Genomic DNA, 15559 nt, shown 5'->3' with positions numbered 1-15559 from the left:
ATATGGAGAGCATGTTCGAACCGCTCCCCCTCTCGCGCCGCCATCTGCTGCAGCTGGCGGCGACGGCCACCGCGGCCAGCGCCCTGCCGCTGATCACCGTCCGCCCCGCGCAGGCGACGCCGGCGATGCTGGCCTCCGCGATCCGCAGTCTCGTCGGCGAAGCCCACGTGCAGGTCGGCAAGATCCGGCTCGACATCCCACCGCTGGTCGAGAACGGCAACACCGTGCCGATGACGGTCAGCGTCGATCACCCGATGACGCCGGACAGCTACGTGAAGAGCATCCACGTTTTCAACGAGAAGAACCCGCAGCCCAACGTCGCGAATTTCCATCTCACGCCGAGCGCCGGCCGCGCCCAGGTCACGACCCGCATCCGGCTCGCCGACACGCAGAAGGTTGTGGCGATCGCAAAACTCTCCGACGGCTCGTTCTGGTCGGCGACCGTCGACGTCATCGTCACGCTCGCCGCCTGCACCGAGGAGATGCCGTAATGCCCGCCGCCCTCGTCAACGTCCCGCCAAAGGCCAAGCGCGGCGCGGTCATCGAGATCAAGACCTTGATGAGCCACGTCATGGAGCCCGGCTATCGTCACACCGCCGCCGGCGAGGTCGTGCCGCGCGACATCATTACCAGCTTCACCTGCAGGTTCAACGGCGCCGAGATCTTCCGCGCCGATCTCTATCCCGCCATTGCCGCCAACCCGTTTCTCTCGTTCTTCACCACGGCAAGCGAGAGCGGCAAGTTCGAATTCGAGTGGATCGGCGACAACGGCTTCGTCGCCACCGCGTCGGCGGCGATCACGGTCGAATGACGCCGCGCGCCCTCCTCGCCGTGGCTCTGCTCGGCTTGGGCCTGCCGGCGCTGGCCGGCGAGATCGCGACCGCCGACCGCCGCTCCGGCTACGACTTCATGTCGCCGGAGACCAAGGCGATGCAGGACGACGACACTGCCAATCCCGCGATGCTGTCGGTGCTCGACGGGGAGACGCTGTGGACGACAAAGGCCGGCGCCGCCAACAAATCCTGCAACGATTGCCATGGCGCGGTCGACGTCAGCATGAAGGGCGTCGCCGCGCGCTATCCCGCCTTCAACGCCGCCAGCGCCGCGCCGGTCGATCTTGGCCAGCGCGTCAATCTCTGCCGCAGGCAGCACCAGGAGGCGGAGGCCTTTGCGCCTGAGAGCCGCGAGCTGCTCGCGCTGACGGCGCTGATCGCCAGGCAGTCGCGCGGCATGCCGATCAAGGCCGGCGACGATCCGCGGCTGTCGCCGTTCGTCGCGCGCGGCCGCGAGCTGTTCGTTCAGCGCCAGGGCCAGCTCAACCTCGCCTGCGCCAATTGCCACGACGACAATTGGGACAAGCATCTCGCGGGCTCCGCGATCACGCAGGGACAGCCGACCGGTTATCCGATCTATCGCCTGGAATGGCAGGGCATGGGCTCGCTACAGCGCCGCCTGCGCGGCTGCATGACCGGCGTGCGCGCGCAGGCGTTCGACTTCGACGCGCCCGACATGATCGCGCTGGAGCTGTATCTGATGTCGCGCGCGCGAGGCATGAAGATCGACGCCCCGGCGGTAAGGCCTTGAGCTCGTGCTTCTGAGCAGAAGCCGCTATCAGCGCGGGCGCTTCAACCTCTCCCCGCCCTTTGCGGGGAGAGGGAGCGCACCGGTTGCGCGGCGACAACTCCTATGGCAGGGGCAGTCATCAGCTCGGATCACCCGGACAAACATCCTCCCTCTCCTCACGCCCCCACGTTCCGCCTCTTCCTCTCGCCCGCCGCCGTCGCGTCGATCACCGGCGGCGGTCCCTCCGACGCCTGCTTCATCAGCGGATCGGCGGCGATGAAATCGATGAAGGTGCGGACCTTGGCGGAGAGATATTTGCGGCTGGGATAGACCGCCATCAGCGGCGCCTTGATCGTCAGCAGCTCCGGCAGCACCGGCTCGAGCCGGCCGCTCGCGAGGTCGTCGGCCATCAGCCAGCGCGGCAGCACCGCCATGCCCATGCCGGCGACGGCGGCGTGATGCAACAGGGTCTCGTTGCCGCTGATCAGCACATCCTTGAATGTCAGCGCCACCTCGCCCTCGGGACCGGGCACGGTGACCGTCCGCAGCGGATACAGCGCATATTTCAGCATCGCATGGCCGTTGAGATCGGCCACCGATTTCGGCCGCCCTGCCGCGGCGAGATAGCGCGGCGACGCCACGAGCTGCATCAGCACCGGAGCCAGCGGCCGGGCGATCAGTCCATCCCCGGGTGCCGCCGAGACGCGCAGCGCGAGATCGAACCCCTCCTCGACCAGGTTCACCAGCCGACCACTGAGATCGAGATCGATCACGACGTCCGGGTAGCGCGCGCGGTAGGCCGCGAGCGTGCCGGCGAACAGCGCATTGGCGAACCACACCGGCGCGCTGACCTTCAAGGTGCCGCGCGGGATTACCGTGGCCTTGCTGACGACCGCCTCGGCCTCGTCCAGCTGATCCAGCATCGGACGCACCTGGTCGAAATAGACCTGGCCGGCCTCGGTGAGGCCGACCCGCCGGCTGGTGCGGTTGAGCAGCCGCGTCGACAGCCGCTGCTCCAATTGCATGACGTGCTTGGAGGCCATCGCCGGCGACAGGCTCAGGCGGTCGGCCGCGGCCGCGAAGCTCTTGAGCTCGGCGACCTGGCAGAATACCCGAATACTGACGAGCGTATCCATCATCAACCCAGAGGAAACAATGCTTCAACGGCAAGCATAATGATCAAACCGGATGAAATCATCAATGTCGGCCGCAGGATTCAATCTCGGAGACCCCTGATGTCCGCGACGACGACCAACGACCTTCCGCTGCAGCCCTCGCTCGCGCTGCGCATCGGCCTGTGGATCGCACAGGCCCTGCTCTTCGCCCTGTTCGCCTTCGCCGGCGTGACAAAGCTGTTCACGCCAATCCCGGAGCTGGCGCAGATGATGCCGTGGACCGGCGATCATTCCGCGACCTTCGTCCGCATCATCGGCCTGATCGATCTGGCCGGCGGCCTCGGCATCCTGCTGCCGTCGCTGACCCGCATCATGCCGCGCCTGACCGTGCTGGCCGCGCTCGGCTGCGCCACCCTGCAGATGTTCGCCTTGGTCTTCCATCTCTCGCGCGGCGAAGGCGCGGTGACGCCGCTGAACATCCTGCTGCTGGCGCTGTCGCTGTTCGTGCTGTGGGGCCGCAACGGCAAGGCGCCGATCGCGCCGCGCGGCTGAGCCGACAACCGGCGGCCCCGGCCAGGTTCAGGGCCGTCACTCGCTCGCGACACGGAGGAAGACCATGAGCGAACCTGTTGCACCAGTGTCGCGCCGCGGCTTCCTCGCTGGCGCGACGGCCCTCGGTGCCCCAGCCCCCGCCGGGCCGGCCGTCGCCCAGCATCACGCCGGCATCGTCATCCTGATCGACCGAAATGACCCGCATGTGATGGGCCACGCCATCAGCTATTCGGGCAATCTCACGCGGCATTTCACCAGCCTCGGACAGACGCCCATCATCGAGGTCGTTGCCAACGGCACCGGCATCGACGTTTTCCGCGCCGACAAATCGCCGCTGCAGGAGCCGATCGCCGCGCTGCGCCAGATGTATCCGCATATCGGCTTCAGCATGTGCGCCTCGTCGAAGGCGATCGCCGAAAGCAAGGAGAACCTGACGATCCAGCTGATCGACGGCGCCAGGCTGGTGCCGTTCGGCATCGGCCGCGTCGTCGAGTTGCAGCGCAAGGGCTGGGCCTATGTCCATGGCTAGCTCCGCGTCTGCGAGCACGCTCACGCGCCGCGCAGCTCTGCTGGGCGCCGCGACCACCCTCCTCGGATCTTTACCGCGTGTCCGTGCCGCGGCTGTTGAGCCGAGCCCGCCGATGTTTCGCAGCGGCCGCAGCCAGTTCATCGTCGAACGGCCGCGCAATCCGCTGCCGCAGCTGAAGCTTCAGGAGCTGAGCGGCAAGGACGTCACGCTCACGGCGAAGCCCGGCCATGTCACGCTGATCAATCTCTGGGCCACCTGGTGCGCGGCCTGCAAGACCGACCTGCCGACGCTCGCCGCGCTGGAGCGCATGCGCCTGCCGGCGCTCGAGATCTGGACCATCTGCACCGACCGCCGCGACATCAGGACGATCCGCCGCTACGCGGAGACGATCGCGATGCCCCGCCTCTCCTTTGCCGATCCGCATGCGCACGCGACCAATCCGGCCAACGCCGACGCCTCCATCTTTGCTACGCCGGCAATGCCGATCACTTATCTGATCGGGACCGGCGGCTTGGTCGAGGGCTATGTCACGGGCGCGGCCGAGTGGCTGTCGGAGCCGGGCCAGGACCTGCTGCGCTACTATCTGGATCGGCCGCCGGCGTGATGGTTGGAGATACAAGGTCCGCCTGCAGACGTTGGTCTCTGCTGGTGTCGGCGTCTGCATCACCACGATGTCATTCCGGGGCAAGGCCGGCAGGCCTTGAACCCGGAATCTCGACATTGGCTTGCACCCGTTTCAACAAGCTCGAGATTCCGGGTTCAATCGCCAACACGCCGCCGCTTCGCGACGGCATGCTGACGATTGCCCCGGAATGACGGTGAAGCCTAGCCGTCGAAGCGCCGTTCACCTACTCCGCCGGCGCCGCGTGCATGTCGGCATGCGGCACGTAGCTCTCGGACATGCCCAGCCGGCCGAGCCAGAACAGCCCGCCCGCGACCACGGCATAGGCGAGCGCCACCGCCGGCGTGACGCCGAAGCCGCCGCCGATACCGACGGCCTCGCCGTGCATGAAGCCGAAATAGGTCATGACAGCACCGGCGAGCGCAAAGGCCGCGGCCTTGGTGAAGTCGCGCTCGATCACGAACACGCCGATGGCGCCGAGCACGAGGCCGGCGAGGATCGAGCCGCCGCCCATCACCTCGAGCCCGTGATACAGCACGCCCTGCTGCGGCAGCGCGGCGATCGCCGCGGCCTTGACCGCATCGACCTTGTCGGCCGCCAGCCCGCCGACGGCCTGCGCCGCCGTGACCGTCGAGGCCAGCATGGTGTCGATCTGCAGCTTGGCCCAGGCGGCGAGATGCGGCGTGAAGGCGAGCACGATCGCCGGCGCGTGCTTGACCGGCGTGGTCTGGAACGCCTGCGCGCCGATCAGCATGCCGATATAGAGCAGGATCGGCGAGATCGCGACCACCGGCACCAGCGCCAGCAGCACCGAGATGATGCCGAGCCAGGACAGCACAATCACCATCACGCCGGTCGCCGCGGAATAGCCGATGCGGCCGCCCATCGCCTTCCAGCCGGGATGGCCGATATAGACCGCGTTGATGAAGGGGTTGCCCATCATGCAGCCGATCAGGCTGACGATTCCGTCGGCGGTCAGCACGCGCGTGGTCGGATATTCGTCGCCCGCGGCCTCCGCGCTCTCGACGTTGTCCATGGCCTCGACGAGGTCGTAGATGCCGAACGGGATCGCGGTCACCAGGATGATGCCGAGATATTCGAAGCCGGAGAACACCGTGCCGAACGCCGGCAGCGGCACCGAGAAACCGAAGCTCGCGAAGGCATCGCCGACGCCCTTGACGCTGAGCCCGCCGATCCCGAGCCCGAACAGGTTCGAGCCCCAGGCGATGATCATGCCGACGGCGATCGCGACCAGACCCGCCGGCAGACCCTTCGGATATTTCACGCCGCCGAACCAGCTCACAAGGATGATCGCGAAGCACACGAGCCCAATCTGCGGCGTCATGTACATTTCGAGCGCCGGCCGCATCGAGATGAAGGTGACGGAGACGCCGGCGAGCGTGCCGAGCAGCGCCGCCCGCGGTGTGATCTTGCGGATATAGGGCGCGATGAAGCCGCCGATCATTAGGATGAAGCTCTGGAAGAACACCCAGACGAGGCCGGCCGACCAGCCCTTCAGCGGATCGCCGGTCTTCAAGGTGATCGGCAGCATGATCACGAAGGTGACGATGAACATATGCGGCACGCTGACGCCGGAGGGCAGCGCGCAGACGTCGGTCCGACCGGTCTTCTGCGCCAGCCGATAGGCGAGGAACGCATAGTAGAGCGTCGACAGGCACATCATCAGGCCGAGCGCAGGCAGGATACGGCCGAACACCAGGCTGTCCGGCATCTTCAGCACGAAGCGCAACAGCCCGGTGAGGACGAGCATGTTGACGAGGATGTTGGTGCCGAAACCGAAGAACGCGTTCCAGTCTCCGGATGTCCAGAGCACCGGCTTGAAATCCGCTTTGACCGAACTTGCCGTCCCGCTTCCGCTCATCGCCTTGCTCCCCTGTTTGCCGTCAGCGACTACATGATCGAACTCATCCGTCTCAGATCTCTCAGTCCGTTTCTCAGACCATGGCCTTCAGCACCGCGGCGGAGTCCGCGACCCAGCCGAAGATGCCGCCCTGGGCCTTGATCATCCTCAGGCCCATCTCGTGGAATTCCGGAAAGTAGGACGCGCAGCCGTCGGAGATGACGACGCAGCGATAGCCCCGGTCATTGGCCTCGCGCACGGTGGTGTTGACGCAGACCTCGGTGGTGACGCCGCACACGAGCAGGTTCTCGATGCCGCGCTGCTTGAGCACATCGCCCATCTCGGTGGCGTAGAACGCACCCTTCCCCGGCTTGTCGATCACCACCTCGCCGTCGATGGGATAGAGCGCGGCAATGATGTCGTGCCCGGCCTCGCCGCGGATGAGGATGCGCCCCATCGGCCCGGGATCGCCGATCCGCAAGCTGGGCGCGCCGCGCTCGACCTTCGCCGGCGGCGCGTCGGACAGATCCGGCTTGTGGCCTTCGCGGGTATGGATGACCAGCATGCCGCTCTTACGCGCCGCCGCCAGCACATTCGCGATCGGCTGCACGGCGCGCGCCAGCTGCGACACGTCATTGCCCAGCGTCTCACCGAAGCCGCCGGGCTCCATGAAATCGCGCTGCATGTCGATGATCACGAGCGCGGTCTTGGAGAGATCGAGCGCAATCGGCTCCGGTTCGGCCATGATCGTTGCGGTTGCCGATGCAGCTGGGTTCGCCATGTCGCCGCGTGCCTCCCCGCGAAAATGCGTCGCAGAAGACGAAGCAAGCGGTGTGCCATTGTGTACAATTGGGCAGAGGACCACGGCGATCGCGAAGCACGAACTAATTCAATAGGTTGATCCGACCGGCAACGTTGCCCGCTTGCTGAGCAGGCGCATTTGGCGCGAAGTCAGCCCATTTCGTGAGCGGTCATTGCATGCAACGATCATCTTGATGCAACTCTGTGCGGCAGCAAACCGACTGAGTTGGACCTCATCCCATGCCGGAGGTCGACCACCGATCGCGCTCCACAACAGGTGTCGTCCCGGGCTTGACCCGGGACCCATAACCACCAGCCGCAATTTGTCGCGCAGACGTCGACCAGATCGCTCTCACCACTCCCGCCGCGGCGTATGGGTCCCGGGTCAAGCCCGGGACGACAGCGGAGGATGACGCGAGACCTTCCGATAAATATAATTCTCTTGCCATTTTTCGGAAATCATGATTATCTCCCCGCATCCCGCCTCAAGCAGAAGGGGCGTAGCGCGCGATCGTCACGACACGCGAGGCGGGGATGCGGTGGCCGCGAGAGATCGCAGCGTCTTCGGTCACGAGGGCGCGGACGAACGATCTGGCGCGGACGTGAAGTCGCAGCGTCCTGACACCCCGATGCTGGTGTCCCCCGCGCGAGGCGCGAGCCTCGTCGCGGCATGGTGGCCAACAAGCCCGGCGCACCAGGGAGACTGCGTATAAGCGTGAAGACCATCGCGCAGGGAATGCCGGCGTGTTCCGGCTTTGCCTGTGGTACCTGCCGCCTGCTTTTTTTCCGCAGGCGGGCCATGGGTGAGGCTGTCACCCGGCATTCCCTGCGCCCTCTGCATGTTGCGAGGGACGAACTGAGAGCAGGGCTCGGGCGCGACGCGCCGCGAGAACGCGATGACGCGCCCGTGCTGTTTGAGACCGTGAAACCGACAACAAGCGACGCTGCCGTAGGGTGGGCAAAGGCGCGTCCTTGACCTGCGTTGCAAGCAAAGCTCCATCCCGCGCCGTGCCCACCATTGTTACCGAGCAGGCGGATGCACGGTGGCACGGCGCGCGATAGGCCGGAGCAAATAACTCACAGGCCGGCGCGGCTTTGTCCACCCTATGGACTAACCACTCCTCAACAGCACGCCACACGGCGATATAAGAATGCGCAGTGCTCGTAACAGCGCCCTCTCCCCTTGTGGGAGAGGGCATGTAGGAACGTTCAGCAAACTCGGTTGGGTGAGGGGTCTCTCTCCAAAGATCATACTCGTAGAGAGAAACCCCTCACCCAACCGAGTATGCGGAGGGGCCGTACATGCCCTCTCCCACAAGGGGAGAGGGCGCATTGAACGGCCGTCACTAACGACCAGCGAGCGATGACGCCCCTGCTCTCCACTTCAACCCGCGGCCTGCCTCGCCGGCTTGCGCTCCACCGGGTGGATGTCGATGCCGCGCAATCGTCCCAGCCGCAGCACGTCCATCGCCACGGTCCGGCCGATGCGGTCGCGATCGAGGACGCGGATCAGATCGTCGACGCCGTTGATGTCGACGCCGTCGAGCTTGATCACGACATCGCCGGGCAACAGCCCGGCACGCGCCGCCGGTCCGTCCGGCTCGATCTGCATCAAGAGCGCGCCCATCTTGTTCTCGACGCCGGCGAGCACGGCATGACGGCGCGGCACCGGCGCGGTCTGGCCGGAGACGCCGATATAGGCGCGGCGGACATAGCCGTGGCGGATGATCTCCGACAGCACGAACTGCGCGGTGTTGCTGGCGACTGCGAAGCAGATGCCCTGCGCGCCCTGGATGATGGCGGTGTTGATGCCGATCACCTCGGCAGCCGACGACACCAGCGCGCCGCCGGAATTGCCGGGGTTGAGTGCGGCATCGGTCTGGATGACGTCCTCGATCGTCCGGCCCGAGACGGAGCGGATCGAGCGTCCCAGTGCCGACACGACGCCAGCCGTCACGGTCGACTCGAAGCCCAGAGGATTGCCGATCGCGACCACGAGCTGGCCACGCCGCAGGCTCTTGGAGTTGCCGAGCGCGGCGTAGCGCAGGTCGCGCGCATGGTTGGCGCGCAGCAGCGCAAGATCGGTGTCGGGATCGACGCCGAGCACCTGTGCATCAGTCACAACGCCCTCGACATCGCGCAGCCGGATGTCCCTGGAGCTGCCGACCACATGGCTGTTGGTCAGCACCAGTCCATCCGGCGAGATCACGATGCCGGAGCCGAGGCCGCCGCGCTCGGCGCGGGAGCCGGCTTTCGGTCCGGTCTCGACGCGCACGACGGCGGGGCCGACCCGCTCGGTGACGTCGATGACCGCATTGGAATAGGCGTCGAGCAGCGCCCTATCATCGGCCGGGGCAGCAGACGACGCTTGCGCCGGCGACAGTGCGTCACCGGCGAGATCTGAGGTAAAGTCCAACATGGCGAAATTTCCTTCGCCTCGTCAGATGGGTAGCAAGCAGCGTCTGTGCAAGGCGGCGCGACGGCCGTCAATCGGCGGCGCCCGTCACCTTGCCGCGAATGGCCTTTACGTCACCCGCCGTCACCGGAGATGCGGCATTGCCCCAGCTGTTGCGGACATAGGTGACGACGGCCGCGATCTGCTCGTCGCTGAGACGATAGCCGAAGGACGGCATCGTCGGCGCGGTCGGATGCGTCGCGGTGGCCGCCGCCTGTCCGCCGGTGATCACCACGTGGATCAGCGAGGCCGGATCGTCCTGCACCGCGATCGTCGCGCCCGCGAGCTTCGGGAACACCCGCGGGATGCCCTCGCCGCTGCGGACGTGGCAGGCCGCACAAGTGTCGACGAAGATCGCCTCACCCATCTTCATCCGGCCGTCACTGGCAGCCACGGGACTCGGCGCCGCGGCCCCCGCCGCGCCACGCTCCTTCAGATAGACGGCCATGGCCTTGAGATCGTCGTCCGCCATCTTGGACGTCGAGTTCTCGACCACGTCCTTCATCGGACCGGAGGCGATCACGCCGCGCGCCTGGCCATTCTTGAGATATTGCACGATATCGTCGACCGACCACTTGCCAAGCCCGAGCTGGGCGTCGTTGGTGATGTTCGGCGCCGTCCAATTGTCGATCTGTCCGCCCTGGAACGCGCGGTCGGACTTGTTGGCGCCGAGCGCGTTCATCGGCGTATGGCAGACTCCGCAATGGCCGAGGCCTTCGACCAGATAGGCACCGCGATTATAAATCTCCGATTTCGCCGGATCTGGCTTGAACTCGCCCGACGTGAAGAACATCGCGTTCCAGCCCAGCATCGAGGTGCGGATGTTGAACGGGAACGGCAGAGTGTTGCGGTTGACCGCGTTCGACACCGGCGCCAGCGAGCGCAGATAGGCGAAGATCGCGTCGGAGTCCGCGCGCGTCACCTTGGTGTAGGACGGATAAGGGAATGCCGGATAGAGCCGCGCGCCGTTCGGCCGCTTGCCCTCATGCATGGCGCGGGCGAAATCGTCCGCGCTCCAGCTGCCGATGCCGGTGACGTTGTCCGGCGTCAGGTTCGGCGTCATGATCGCGCCGAACGGGGTCTGCAGCGCCAGCCCGCCGGCGAACGGCGCGCCGCCGGGCGCGGTATGGCAGGCGACGCAGTCGCCGGCCGTCACCAGCGCCCTGCCGCGCATCGCTTCGAGATAGGTGTCGGGATCGGCGATCGCCGCCGACGGGATCGTCAGCAGCGCGACGGCCAGCAGATGCCGCAGCCCATGCCCGCGCGTGGTCCCGTGCCTCGTCATGTTCGCGCTCATTGCTGCACCAGAGCTCCGGGAGATTTCAGATATTTGTTCTGAATGGCATCGAGCGCCCAATAGGTCAGCGCCCCCACCGTGCCCGTCGGGTTGTAGCCGGCGTTCTGCGGGAAGGTCGACGCGCCGAACACGAAGACGTTCGAGACGTCCCAGGACTGCAGATAGCGGTTCAGCACGCTGGTCTTGGGGTCAGAACCGGTGACGGTGCCGCCGGTGTTGTGCGTGCTCTGATACGGCACCACGTTCCACGGCGTGTTGAGCCGGTTGAGTTGCGTGGTCTTGGCGCCCATCGCCTTGGCGATCTCCTCGCAGCGCTCGGCCATCCAGTTGGCCATCTTGATCTCGTTCGGCTGGTAGTCGAACGTCATCCGCATCAGGGGCCGCCCGAGCTCATCCTTGTAGGTCGGGTCGAGGTCGAGGTAGTTGGCGCGGTAGCTCATCACGCTGCCCTGGGCGCCGACATTGGTGACGCGCTGATAGGTCTCGCGCACCGCCTTCTTCCAGGCCGAGCCCCAGGTCGGGGTGCCCCGCGGCGTCGGCCGGTACATGATCGGCCGGCCGTTGGTGTAGGCGTTGGTGATCGACGCGCCGCCCACGAAGCCATGCGGGCCGTGATCGAAATTGTCGCTGTTGTAGTCGTCGAGGGCCACGCCGAGCGAGCCCGCCGCGGCGAACGGATTGAAGTTGACGTTGTCGAAGAAGGCGGTCGCGCCGGAGCCGGTCTGGTAGGCGTAGTTGCGGCCGACCACACCCTCGCCCGAGTTCGGATCATAGGGCTTGCCGATGCCCGACAGCAGCATCAGGCGGACGTTGAACAGGCCGTAGGCGCACAGCAGCACGAGGTCCGCCGGCTGCTCCCACTCCTCGCCATTGGCATCGACATAGATCACGCCGGTCGCCATCTTGCCGTCGCCCGACAGGTTGACCCTGGTGACCTCGCATTCGGTGCGGGCCTCGAAATTCGGCTCGCGCACCAGCGCCGGCAGCACGCAGGTCTGCGGCGACGACTTCGAATAGTTCGAGCAGCCGAAGCGCTCGCAGAATCCGCAATAGGTGCACGGCGCCATGCTGCAGCCGTAAGGATTGGTGTACGCCGACGACAGGTTCGCCGAGGGCCGCGGGAACGGATGCAGGCCCATGCCGGCCGCGGCCTTCGTGAACAGCTCCTGCGAGTAGCCCTGCTTCATCGGCGGCGTCGGGTAGTCGCGCTCGCGCCAGCCCTCGAACGGGTTGCCGCCGGCTTGCGCCTGACCCTTGATGTTGCCGGCCTTGCCGGAGATGCCGAGCACATGTTCGAACTTGTCGTAGAACGGCTCGAGCTCGTCATAGCTCATCGGCCAGTCCTGGATCTGGTGGCCCTCCGGCATGATCTTCTCGCCGTAGCGCTCGATCGTGTTGCTGCGCAGACGGAAGTCGTTGGGCAGAAACCGCCAGGTCTGGCCGTTCCAATGCGAGCCGGCGCCGCCGACGCCGTTGCCCGGCAGGAAGCTGCCCCAGCGCCGGATCGGCAGCGCGGTCTGGGACGAATTGTTGCGCATCGTCAGCGTTTCCTGCCGCGTGCGCAGGAAGATGTCGTGGCGGACGGCGTAGCGCAGCTCGTCCGGCGCGGTGCCGATGTTGAAGTCGGTGGCGGTGTCGCGCCACGGGCCGCGCTCGATCGCGACGACGTCGAGACCGGAGCGGCACAGTTCGAGGGCCATGATCGAGCCGGTCCAGCCGAGCCCGACGATGGCGACATCCTTGCGTGGAAGACGGCGTGCCATGTCAGCGAACTCCCCAGGCCGGCTGGCCCTGCATGCTCACCGGAGGCAGCGTGTAAGGCTTGTTTGGATTGTCGATCACGTCGCGGAAGTCGTAGCGCACGCCGGGGAAGCCGATCAGCTTCCAGCCCGCCATGTCCTTGTTGCCGCCGTAGATCGGGTCGGCGAAGAAGCCTTCCATGGTGTTGGTATGCACCGCATTGAACAGCATGCGGCTGGAGAAGCCCTCGAACTTCACGTCGCCCTTCTCCATGCCGGCGAGCAGTCTGTCCTTCTCCTCGCCGGACAGATCGGTGAAGGCCCGGCCGCCGAAATTGGCCTTGCAATAGGCGGCGAGCGCCGCGAGCCCCTGGCGATATTGCTGCCGCGGCGTCAGAGGCGACTGCAGGCCCTGCGTCGGCAGCGGATTGGTAGAGAACGGCCCCTTCATGTAGAGCCAGTCGTGACCGCCATAGGGGCCGGCCAGCTGCCGGTCGATGAAGGTGGTGACGCCGGAGTCCTTGGCGCCGGGGCCGAGTTCGTCCGCCGGTATCAGCCGGTCGACGATCGCGTCGACGACGGCGGCCTCCTCGGTGGTGAAGAACAGCCAGCCTCCCGGCGTCACGGGCGTCACCGGGTAGACCTCGTTCGGCCGCCACGGCAGCACCTTGGTCACGACCTTCGCCGTTGCTCCAGACGTCGTGATCAGCAGCGCCGCCGTTGCCAACAGGCTTCGGCGCGACATGCCCGCATGGCGCGGCGTTTCGGTCGGCGGCGCGAACTTGGCGCGCATGGCCGAGCGATCGTCGGTGTACATCTCTTCAGCCCCCTCTTGCCGGGTCTCCGCGATCCCAGCCTGGAATGCTTCTTAGACGAATTCGTTGGGAAGTCTTGTCGGGTTTTGCTGCGTCTGGCTCATGGCTCATCTGCGCGGGGGCGCAGGGTCCACCGCAACAAGCCTTCGCAGCTTCGATCAGCACGAATTGATCATGCGTTGTTCCAGATGTTAGAACTCACAGCAACACGGGCAAGGAGAAAGAAATGGAAATGTCGACCGCCGGGTTTCGGACAGCGATCGTTGTTGCGATCGCGTCCATGGCCGCGCTGAGCCCGGCGCTGGCCGCGACGGCGACAGTGCGCAGCGGCGACACGCTCCAGCTCGGCGACGCCGTGTATCGCCTCGACGGTATCGATGCGCCGGAGGTCGATCAGCTCTGCATCGACGACCATGCCGATCCCTGGAGCTGCGGCGTCGAGGCGCGTGAGCAGCTCAGCAAGCTGATCGGCGGCCGCTCGGTGCGCTGCGAGGATCTCGGTCCGGACAAGCCGCTGAAGACGCGCAAGATCGGGATCTGCGCCGTCGACGGCGACAAGGTCAGCCTCAACCAGCAGATGGCGCGCGCGGGCTTCGCGGTCAGCGCCGATCCGGCAGCCAAGGCACGGGTCAAGGACGACGTCGCCGCGGCCAAGGAGGCGCTGCGCGGACTTTGGAAGGGCTGCTTCATCGCGCCGGCCGAGTTCCGCAGCGACAAGAAGGATGGCACCCTGCTCGGCGCGGCCTGCCGCGCCGATCGCGACCGCGAGATCCGCGCGGTGCTGTTCCCGGAAGCGCCGAGCGCGCCGCCCGGCTGCACCATCAAGGGCAAGTTCGCGGTGCGCGCCCGTGTCACCGGCAATATCGGCATCTATCATCTGCAGGGTTGCCCGAGCTATCCGGCGACCACCGAGCCCGATCGCTGGTTCTGCTCCGAGGACGACGCGAGAGCGTCGGGCTTCCGCCGTGCGTTCAATTGCCGGGCGCAGAAGAAGTAAGGACGACGCGTTGACGCGCGGGAGCAAATTTACAGCGTTCGCGCGGCCCCTGGATTGCTTCGCTTCGCTCGCAATGACGACTGTGGCGGGCACCTCGCCCCGCAAACTCCGTCATCGCGAGCGCAGCGAAGCGATCCAGGGGCTCAGCAAAGGCTCGGTGATCGGCGAAGATGCTTACTGCTGCATCTGCATCAGCTGATTCATCGGCATCATGTTGTGGTTCAGGTTCGCCATGATCCACAGCGAGCCGCCGACCACGAGGAGGACGATCAGCAGACCGAAGGCGAGCGCGAGCACGTTGTTGGTGTTGTCGGGTCCGGTGGTGATGTGCAGGAAGAACACGAGGTGCACGCCCATCTGCGCGATCGCCAGCACGATGATGGCGACAGGAATGGAGGGTTGCCAGACGAGATGGGTCCCCGCGATGAAGAACGACGCGGCGGTCAGGAGGATCGCGAGGCCGAGGCCGGCCAGATAGAACAGGACGCGCGAGCGCAGGTCGCCGTGCTGCTGCTCGCCCGGCGCGAGATCGCCACGGTCGCCAAATTCCTGGGCGTGATCGCTCATGTCGCACTCCCGAGCAGATAGACCACGGAGAACACCGCGACCCAGATGATGTCGAGCGCATGCCAGAACAGCGCAAAGCACAGGATGCGGCGCTCGATGTCGGCGCGGAATCCCTTCGCCACCACCTGCGCCATCATGGTGAGCAGCCAGAGTATGCCGGCCGCGACGTGCAGGCCGTGGCATCCGACCAGGGTGAAGAACGCCGACAGGAAGGCGCTGCGGCTCGGCCCGTCGCCGCGGCCGACGAGATCGGCGAACTCGCGGATCTCCATCGCCAGAAAGCCGGCGCCGAGCAGGCCCGTGACCGCCATCGCGACCTGGAACCAGAACGCGTTGTGGCGGTCGGCGGCGATGCTCGCCATTCCGCAGGTGAAGCTCGACAGCAGCAGCAGCGCGGTCTCGATCGCGACGTTGCGGATGTCGAACAGCTCGGCCCCGCCGGGGCCGCCGGCCGTGCCGCCCGACAGCACCGCGAAGCTCGCGAAGAAGCACGAGAACATCACGATGTCGGAGAGCAGGAAGATCCAGAATCCGAACCCGGTCACGATCCGCTTCGGCGCCGGCCCCGGATGGTCGGCGGCACGCAGATGATGCGGATCGGCATAGACCGGCGATTGCTCGACCGTGGTCACCGACATCGGTCCAC

16 protein-coding genes are annotated in these 15559 nt (G+C 66.2%); 7 read left to right on the top strand and 9 right to left on the bottom strand.

Annotated elements, in window-relative coordinates:
• Positions 1-2: 2 nt before the first annotated feature.
• Genes ACQR0Z_RS16060 through soxA form a run of 3 tightly spaced genes read left to right on the top strand, consistent with a single transcriptional unit; the run spans position 3 to position 1584 of the window.
• Positions 3-491 carry a SoxY-related AACIE arm protein gene (locus ACQR0Z_RS16060; protein ID WP_434919269.1) on the top strand — a complete coding sequence of 163 codons (489 nt, stop codon included), beginning with the start codon at positions 3-5 and terminating at the stop codon, positions 489-491.
• Complete coding sequence (gene soxZ, locus ACQR0Z_RS16055) at positions 491-811, top strand: thiosulfate oxidation carrier complex protein SoxZ (RefSeq protein WP_434919268.1); 321 nt, start codon at positions 491-493, stop codon at positions 809-811. The genes ACQR0Z_RS16060 and soxZ overlap by 1 nt, the downstream gene beginning before the upstream one ends.
• Entirely contained in the window at positions 808-1584 is a 777-nt protein-coding gene (soxA, locus tag ACQR0Z_RS16050) for a sulfur oxidation c-type cytochrome SoxA (protein WP_434856630.1), read from the top strand. Before soxZ ends, soxA begins: the two co-directional genes overlap by 4 nt.
• 155 nt (positions 1585-1739) lie before the next feature.
• Here soxA and ACQR0Z_RS16045 read toward each other — a convergent pair whose 3' ends face one another.
• A complete protein-coding gene (locus ACQR0Z_RS16045) occupies positions 1740-2699 on the bottom strand; it encodes a LysR substrate-binding domain-containing protein (protein WP_434919327.1) in 960 nt (319 codons plus the stop codon).
• A gap of 99 nt (positions 2700-2798) precedes the next feature.
• Here ACQR0Z_RS16045 and ACQR0Z_RS16040 point away from each other — a divergent pair, with 99 nt between their 5' ends.
• The 3 genes from ACQR0Z_RS16040 to ACQR0Z_RS16030 all read left to right on the top strand — a co-directional run bounded on the left by ACQR0Z_RS16040 (position 2799) and on the right by ACQR0Z_RS16030 (position 4363).
• Positions 2799-3230 carry a DoxX family protein gene (locus ACQR0Z_RS16040; RefSeq protein ID WP_434919267.1) on the top strand — a complete coding sequence of 144 codons (432 nt, stop codon included), beginning with the start codon at positions 2799-2801 and terminating at the stop codon, positions 3228-3230.
• Between the two features lie 64 nt (positions 3231-3294).
• Positions 3295-3759, top strand: a complete 465-nt coding sequence (locus ACQR0Z_RS16035; protein ID WP_434919266.1) for a hypothetical protein — start codon at positions 3295-3297, stop codon at positions 3757-3759.
• Positions 3760-3871: 112 nt separating this feature from the next.
• Positions 3872-4363, top strand: coding sequence for a TlpA family protein disulfide reductase (locus ACQR0Z_RS16030; RefSeq protein WP_434919265.1), 492 nt, complete (start codon positions 3872-3874; stop codon positions 4361-4363).
• Positions 4364-4607: 244 nt separating this feature from the next.
• Here the strand turns inward: ACQR0Z_RS16030 and ACQR0Z_RS16025 are convergent, their stop codons facing one another.
• The 6 genes from ACQR0Z_RS16025 to ACQR0Z_RS16000 all read right to left on the bottom strand — a co-directional run bounded on the left by ACQR0Z_RS16025 (position 4608) and on the right by ACQR0Z_RS16000 (position 13351).
• The gene (locus tag ACQR0Z_RS16025) at positions 4608-6263 is read right to left on the bottom strand and encodes a regulator (protein WP_434919264.1); all 1656 of its coding nucleotides are present in this window, start codon (positions 6261-6263) and stop codon (positions 4608-4610) included.
• A 73-nt stretch (positions 6264-6336) separates the two neighbouring features.
• Positions 6337-7023 (bottom strand): cysteine hydrolase family protein, encoded by a 687-nt coding sequence (locus tag ACQR0Z_RS16020; RefSeq protein WP_434919263.1) that lies wholly within the window; start codon positions 7021-7023, stop codon positions 6337-6339.
• Positions 7024-8427: 1404 nt separating this feature from the next.
• Positions 8428-9462 carry a S1C family serine protease gene (locus tag ACQR0Z_RS16015; RefSeq protein ID WP_434919262.1) on the bottom strand — a complete coding sequence of 345 codons (1035 nt, stop codon included), beginning with the start codon at positions 9460-9462 and terminating at the stop codon, positions 8428-8430.
• A gap of 67 nt (positions 9463-9529) precedes the next feature.
• Positions 9530-10783 (bottom strand): c-type cytochrome, encoded by a 1254-nt coding sequence (locus ACQR0Z_RS16010; protein ID WP_434919261.1) that lies wholly within the window; start codon positions 10781-10783, stop codon positions 9530-9532.
• An 8-nt stretch (positions 10784-10791) separates the two neighbouring features.
• Positions 10792-12558, bottom strand: a complete 1767-nt coding sequence (locus ACQR0Z_RS16005; protein WP_434919260.1) for a GMC family oxidoreductase — start codon at positions 12556-12558, stop codon at positions 10792-10794.
• 1 nt (position 12559) lies between these two features.
• Complete coding sequence (locus tag ACQR0Z_RS16000) at positions 12560-13351, bottom strand: gluconate 2-dehydrogenase subunit 3 family protein (protein WP_434919259.1); 792 nt, start codon at positions 13349-13351, stop codon at positions 12560-12562.
• 278 nt (positions 13352-13629) lie between these two features.
• Between ACQR0Z_RS16000 and ACQR0Z_RS15995 the strand changes: the two genes are divergently transcribed.
• Positions 13630-14346 (top strand): thermonuclease family protein, encoded by a 717-nt coding sequence (locus tag ACQR0Z_RS15995; protein WP_434919326.1) that lies wholly within the window; start codon positions 13630-13632, stop codon positions 14344-14346.
• Between the two features lie 174 nt (positions 14347-14520).
• Here the strand turns inward: ACQR0Z_RS15995 and cyoD are convergent, their stop codons facing one another.
• Both cyoD and cyoC read right to left on the bottom strand, forming a co-directional pair.
• Complete coding sequence (gene cyoD / locus ACQR0Z_RS15990; RefSeq protein WP_434856640.1) at positions 14521-14913, bottom strand: cytochrome o ubiquinol oxidase subunit IV; 393 nt, start codon at positions 14911-14913, stop codon at positions 14521-14523.
• Positions 14910-15551 (bottom strand): cytochrome o ubiquinol oxidase subunit III, encoded by a 642-nt coding sequence (gene cyoC, locus ACQR0Z_RS15985; RefSeq protein WP_434919258.1) that lies wholly within the window; start codon positions 15549-15551, stop codon positions 14910-14912. Before cyoC ends, cyoD begins: the two co-directional genes overlap by 4 nt.
• Positions 15552-15559: the final 8 nt, after the last annotated feature.

The sequence above is a fragment of the Bradyrhizobium sp. HKCCYLS3077 genome (genome assembly GCF_051167555.1).
GTDB lineage: Bacteria > Pseudomonadota > Alphaproteobacteria > Rhizobiales > Xanthobacteraceae > Bradyrhizobium.
This window is presented reverse-complemented; position numbering and strand designations above follow the sequence as displayed.

What these genes read in the sequence shown, in the direction of transcription:
- ACQR0Z_RS16060 (WP_434919269.1), top strand. Translation starts at nt 3, where the DNA reads ATGGAGAGCATGTTCGAACCGCTCCCCCTCTCGCGCCGCCATCTGCTG.
- soxZ (WP_434919268.1), top strand. Translation starts at nt 491, where the DNA reads ATGCCCGCCGCCCTCGTCAACGTCCCGCCAAAGGCCAAGCGCGGCGCG.
- soxA (WP_434856630.1), top strand. Translation starts at nt 808, where the DNA reads ATGACGCCGCGCGCCCTCCTCGCCGTGGCTCTGCTCGGCTTGGGCCTG.
- ACQR0Z_RS16045 (WP_434919327.1), bottom strand. Translation starts at nt 2,699, where the DNA reads ATGGATACGCTCGTCAGTATTCGGGTATTCTGCCAGGTCGCCGAGCTC.
- ACQR0Z_RS16040 (WP_434919267.1), top strand. Translation starts at nt 2,799, where the DNA reads ATGTCCGCGACGACGACCAACGACCTTCCGCTGCAGCCCTCGCTCGCG.
- ACQR0Z_RS16035 (WP_434919266.1), top strand. Translation starts at nt 3,295, where the DNA reads ATGAGCGAACCTGTTGCACCAGTGTCGCGCCGCGGCTTCCTCGCTGGC.
- ACQR0Z_RS16030 (WP_434919265.1), top strand. Translation starts at nt 3,872, where the DNA reads ATGTTTCGCAGCGGCCGCAGCCAGTTCATCGTCGAACGGCCGCGCAAT.
- ACQR0Z_RS16025 (WP_434919264.1), bottom strand. Translation starts at nt 6,263, where the DNA reads ATGAGCGGAAGCGGGACGGCAAGTTCGGTCAAAGCGGATTTCAAGCCG.
- ACQR0Z_RS16020 (WP_434919263.1), bottom strand. Translation starts at nt 7,023, where the DNA reads ATGGCGAACCCAGCTGCATCGGCAACCGCAACGATCATGGCCGAACCG.
- ACQR0Z_RS16015 (WP_434919262.1), bottom strand. Translation starts at nt 9,462, where the DNA reads ATGTTGGACTTTACCTCAGATCTCGCCGGTGACGCACTGTCGCCGGCG.
- ACQR0Z_RS16010 (WP_434919261.1), bottom strand. Translation starts at nt 10,783, where the DNA reads ATGACGAGGCACGGGACCACGCGCGGGCATGGGCTGCGGCATCTGCTG.
- ACQR0Z_RS16005 (WP_434919260.1), bottom strand. Translation starts at nt 12,558, where the DNA reads ATGGCACGCCGTCTTCCACGCAAGGATGTCGCCATCGTCGGGCTCGGC.
- ACQR0Z_RS16000 (WP_434919259.1), bottom strand. Translation starts at nt 13,351, where the DNA reads ATGTACACCGACGATCGCTCGGCCATGCGCGCCAAGTTCGCGCCGCCG.
- ACQR0Z_RS15995 (WP_434919326.1), top strand. Translation starts at nt 13,630, where the DNA reads ATGGCCGCGCTGAGCCCGGCGCTGGCCGCGACGGCGACAGTGCGCAGC.
- cyoD (WP_434856640.1), bottom strand. Translation starts at nt 14,913, where the DNA reads ATGAGCGATCACGCCCAGGAATTTGGCGACCGTGGCGATCTCGCGCCG.
- cyoC (WP_434919258.1), bottom strand. Translation starts at nt 15,551, where the DNA reads ATGTCGGTGACCACGGTCGAGCAATCGCCGGTCTATGCCGATCCGCAT.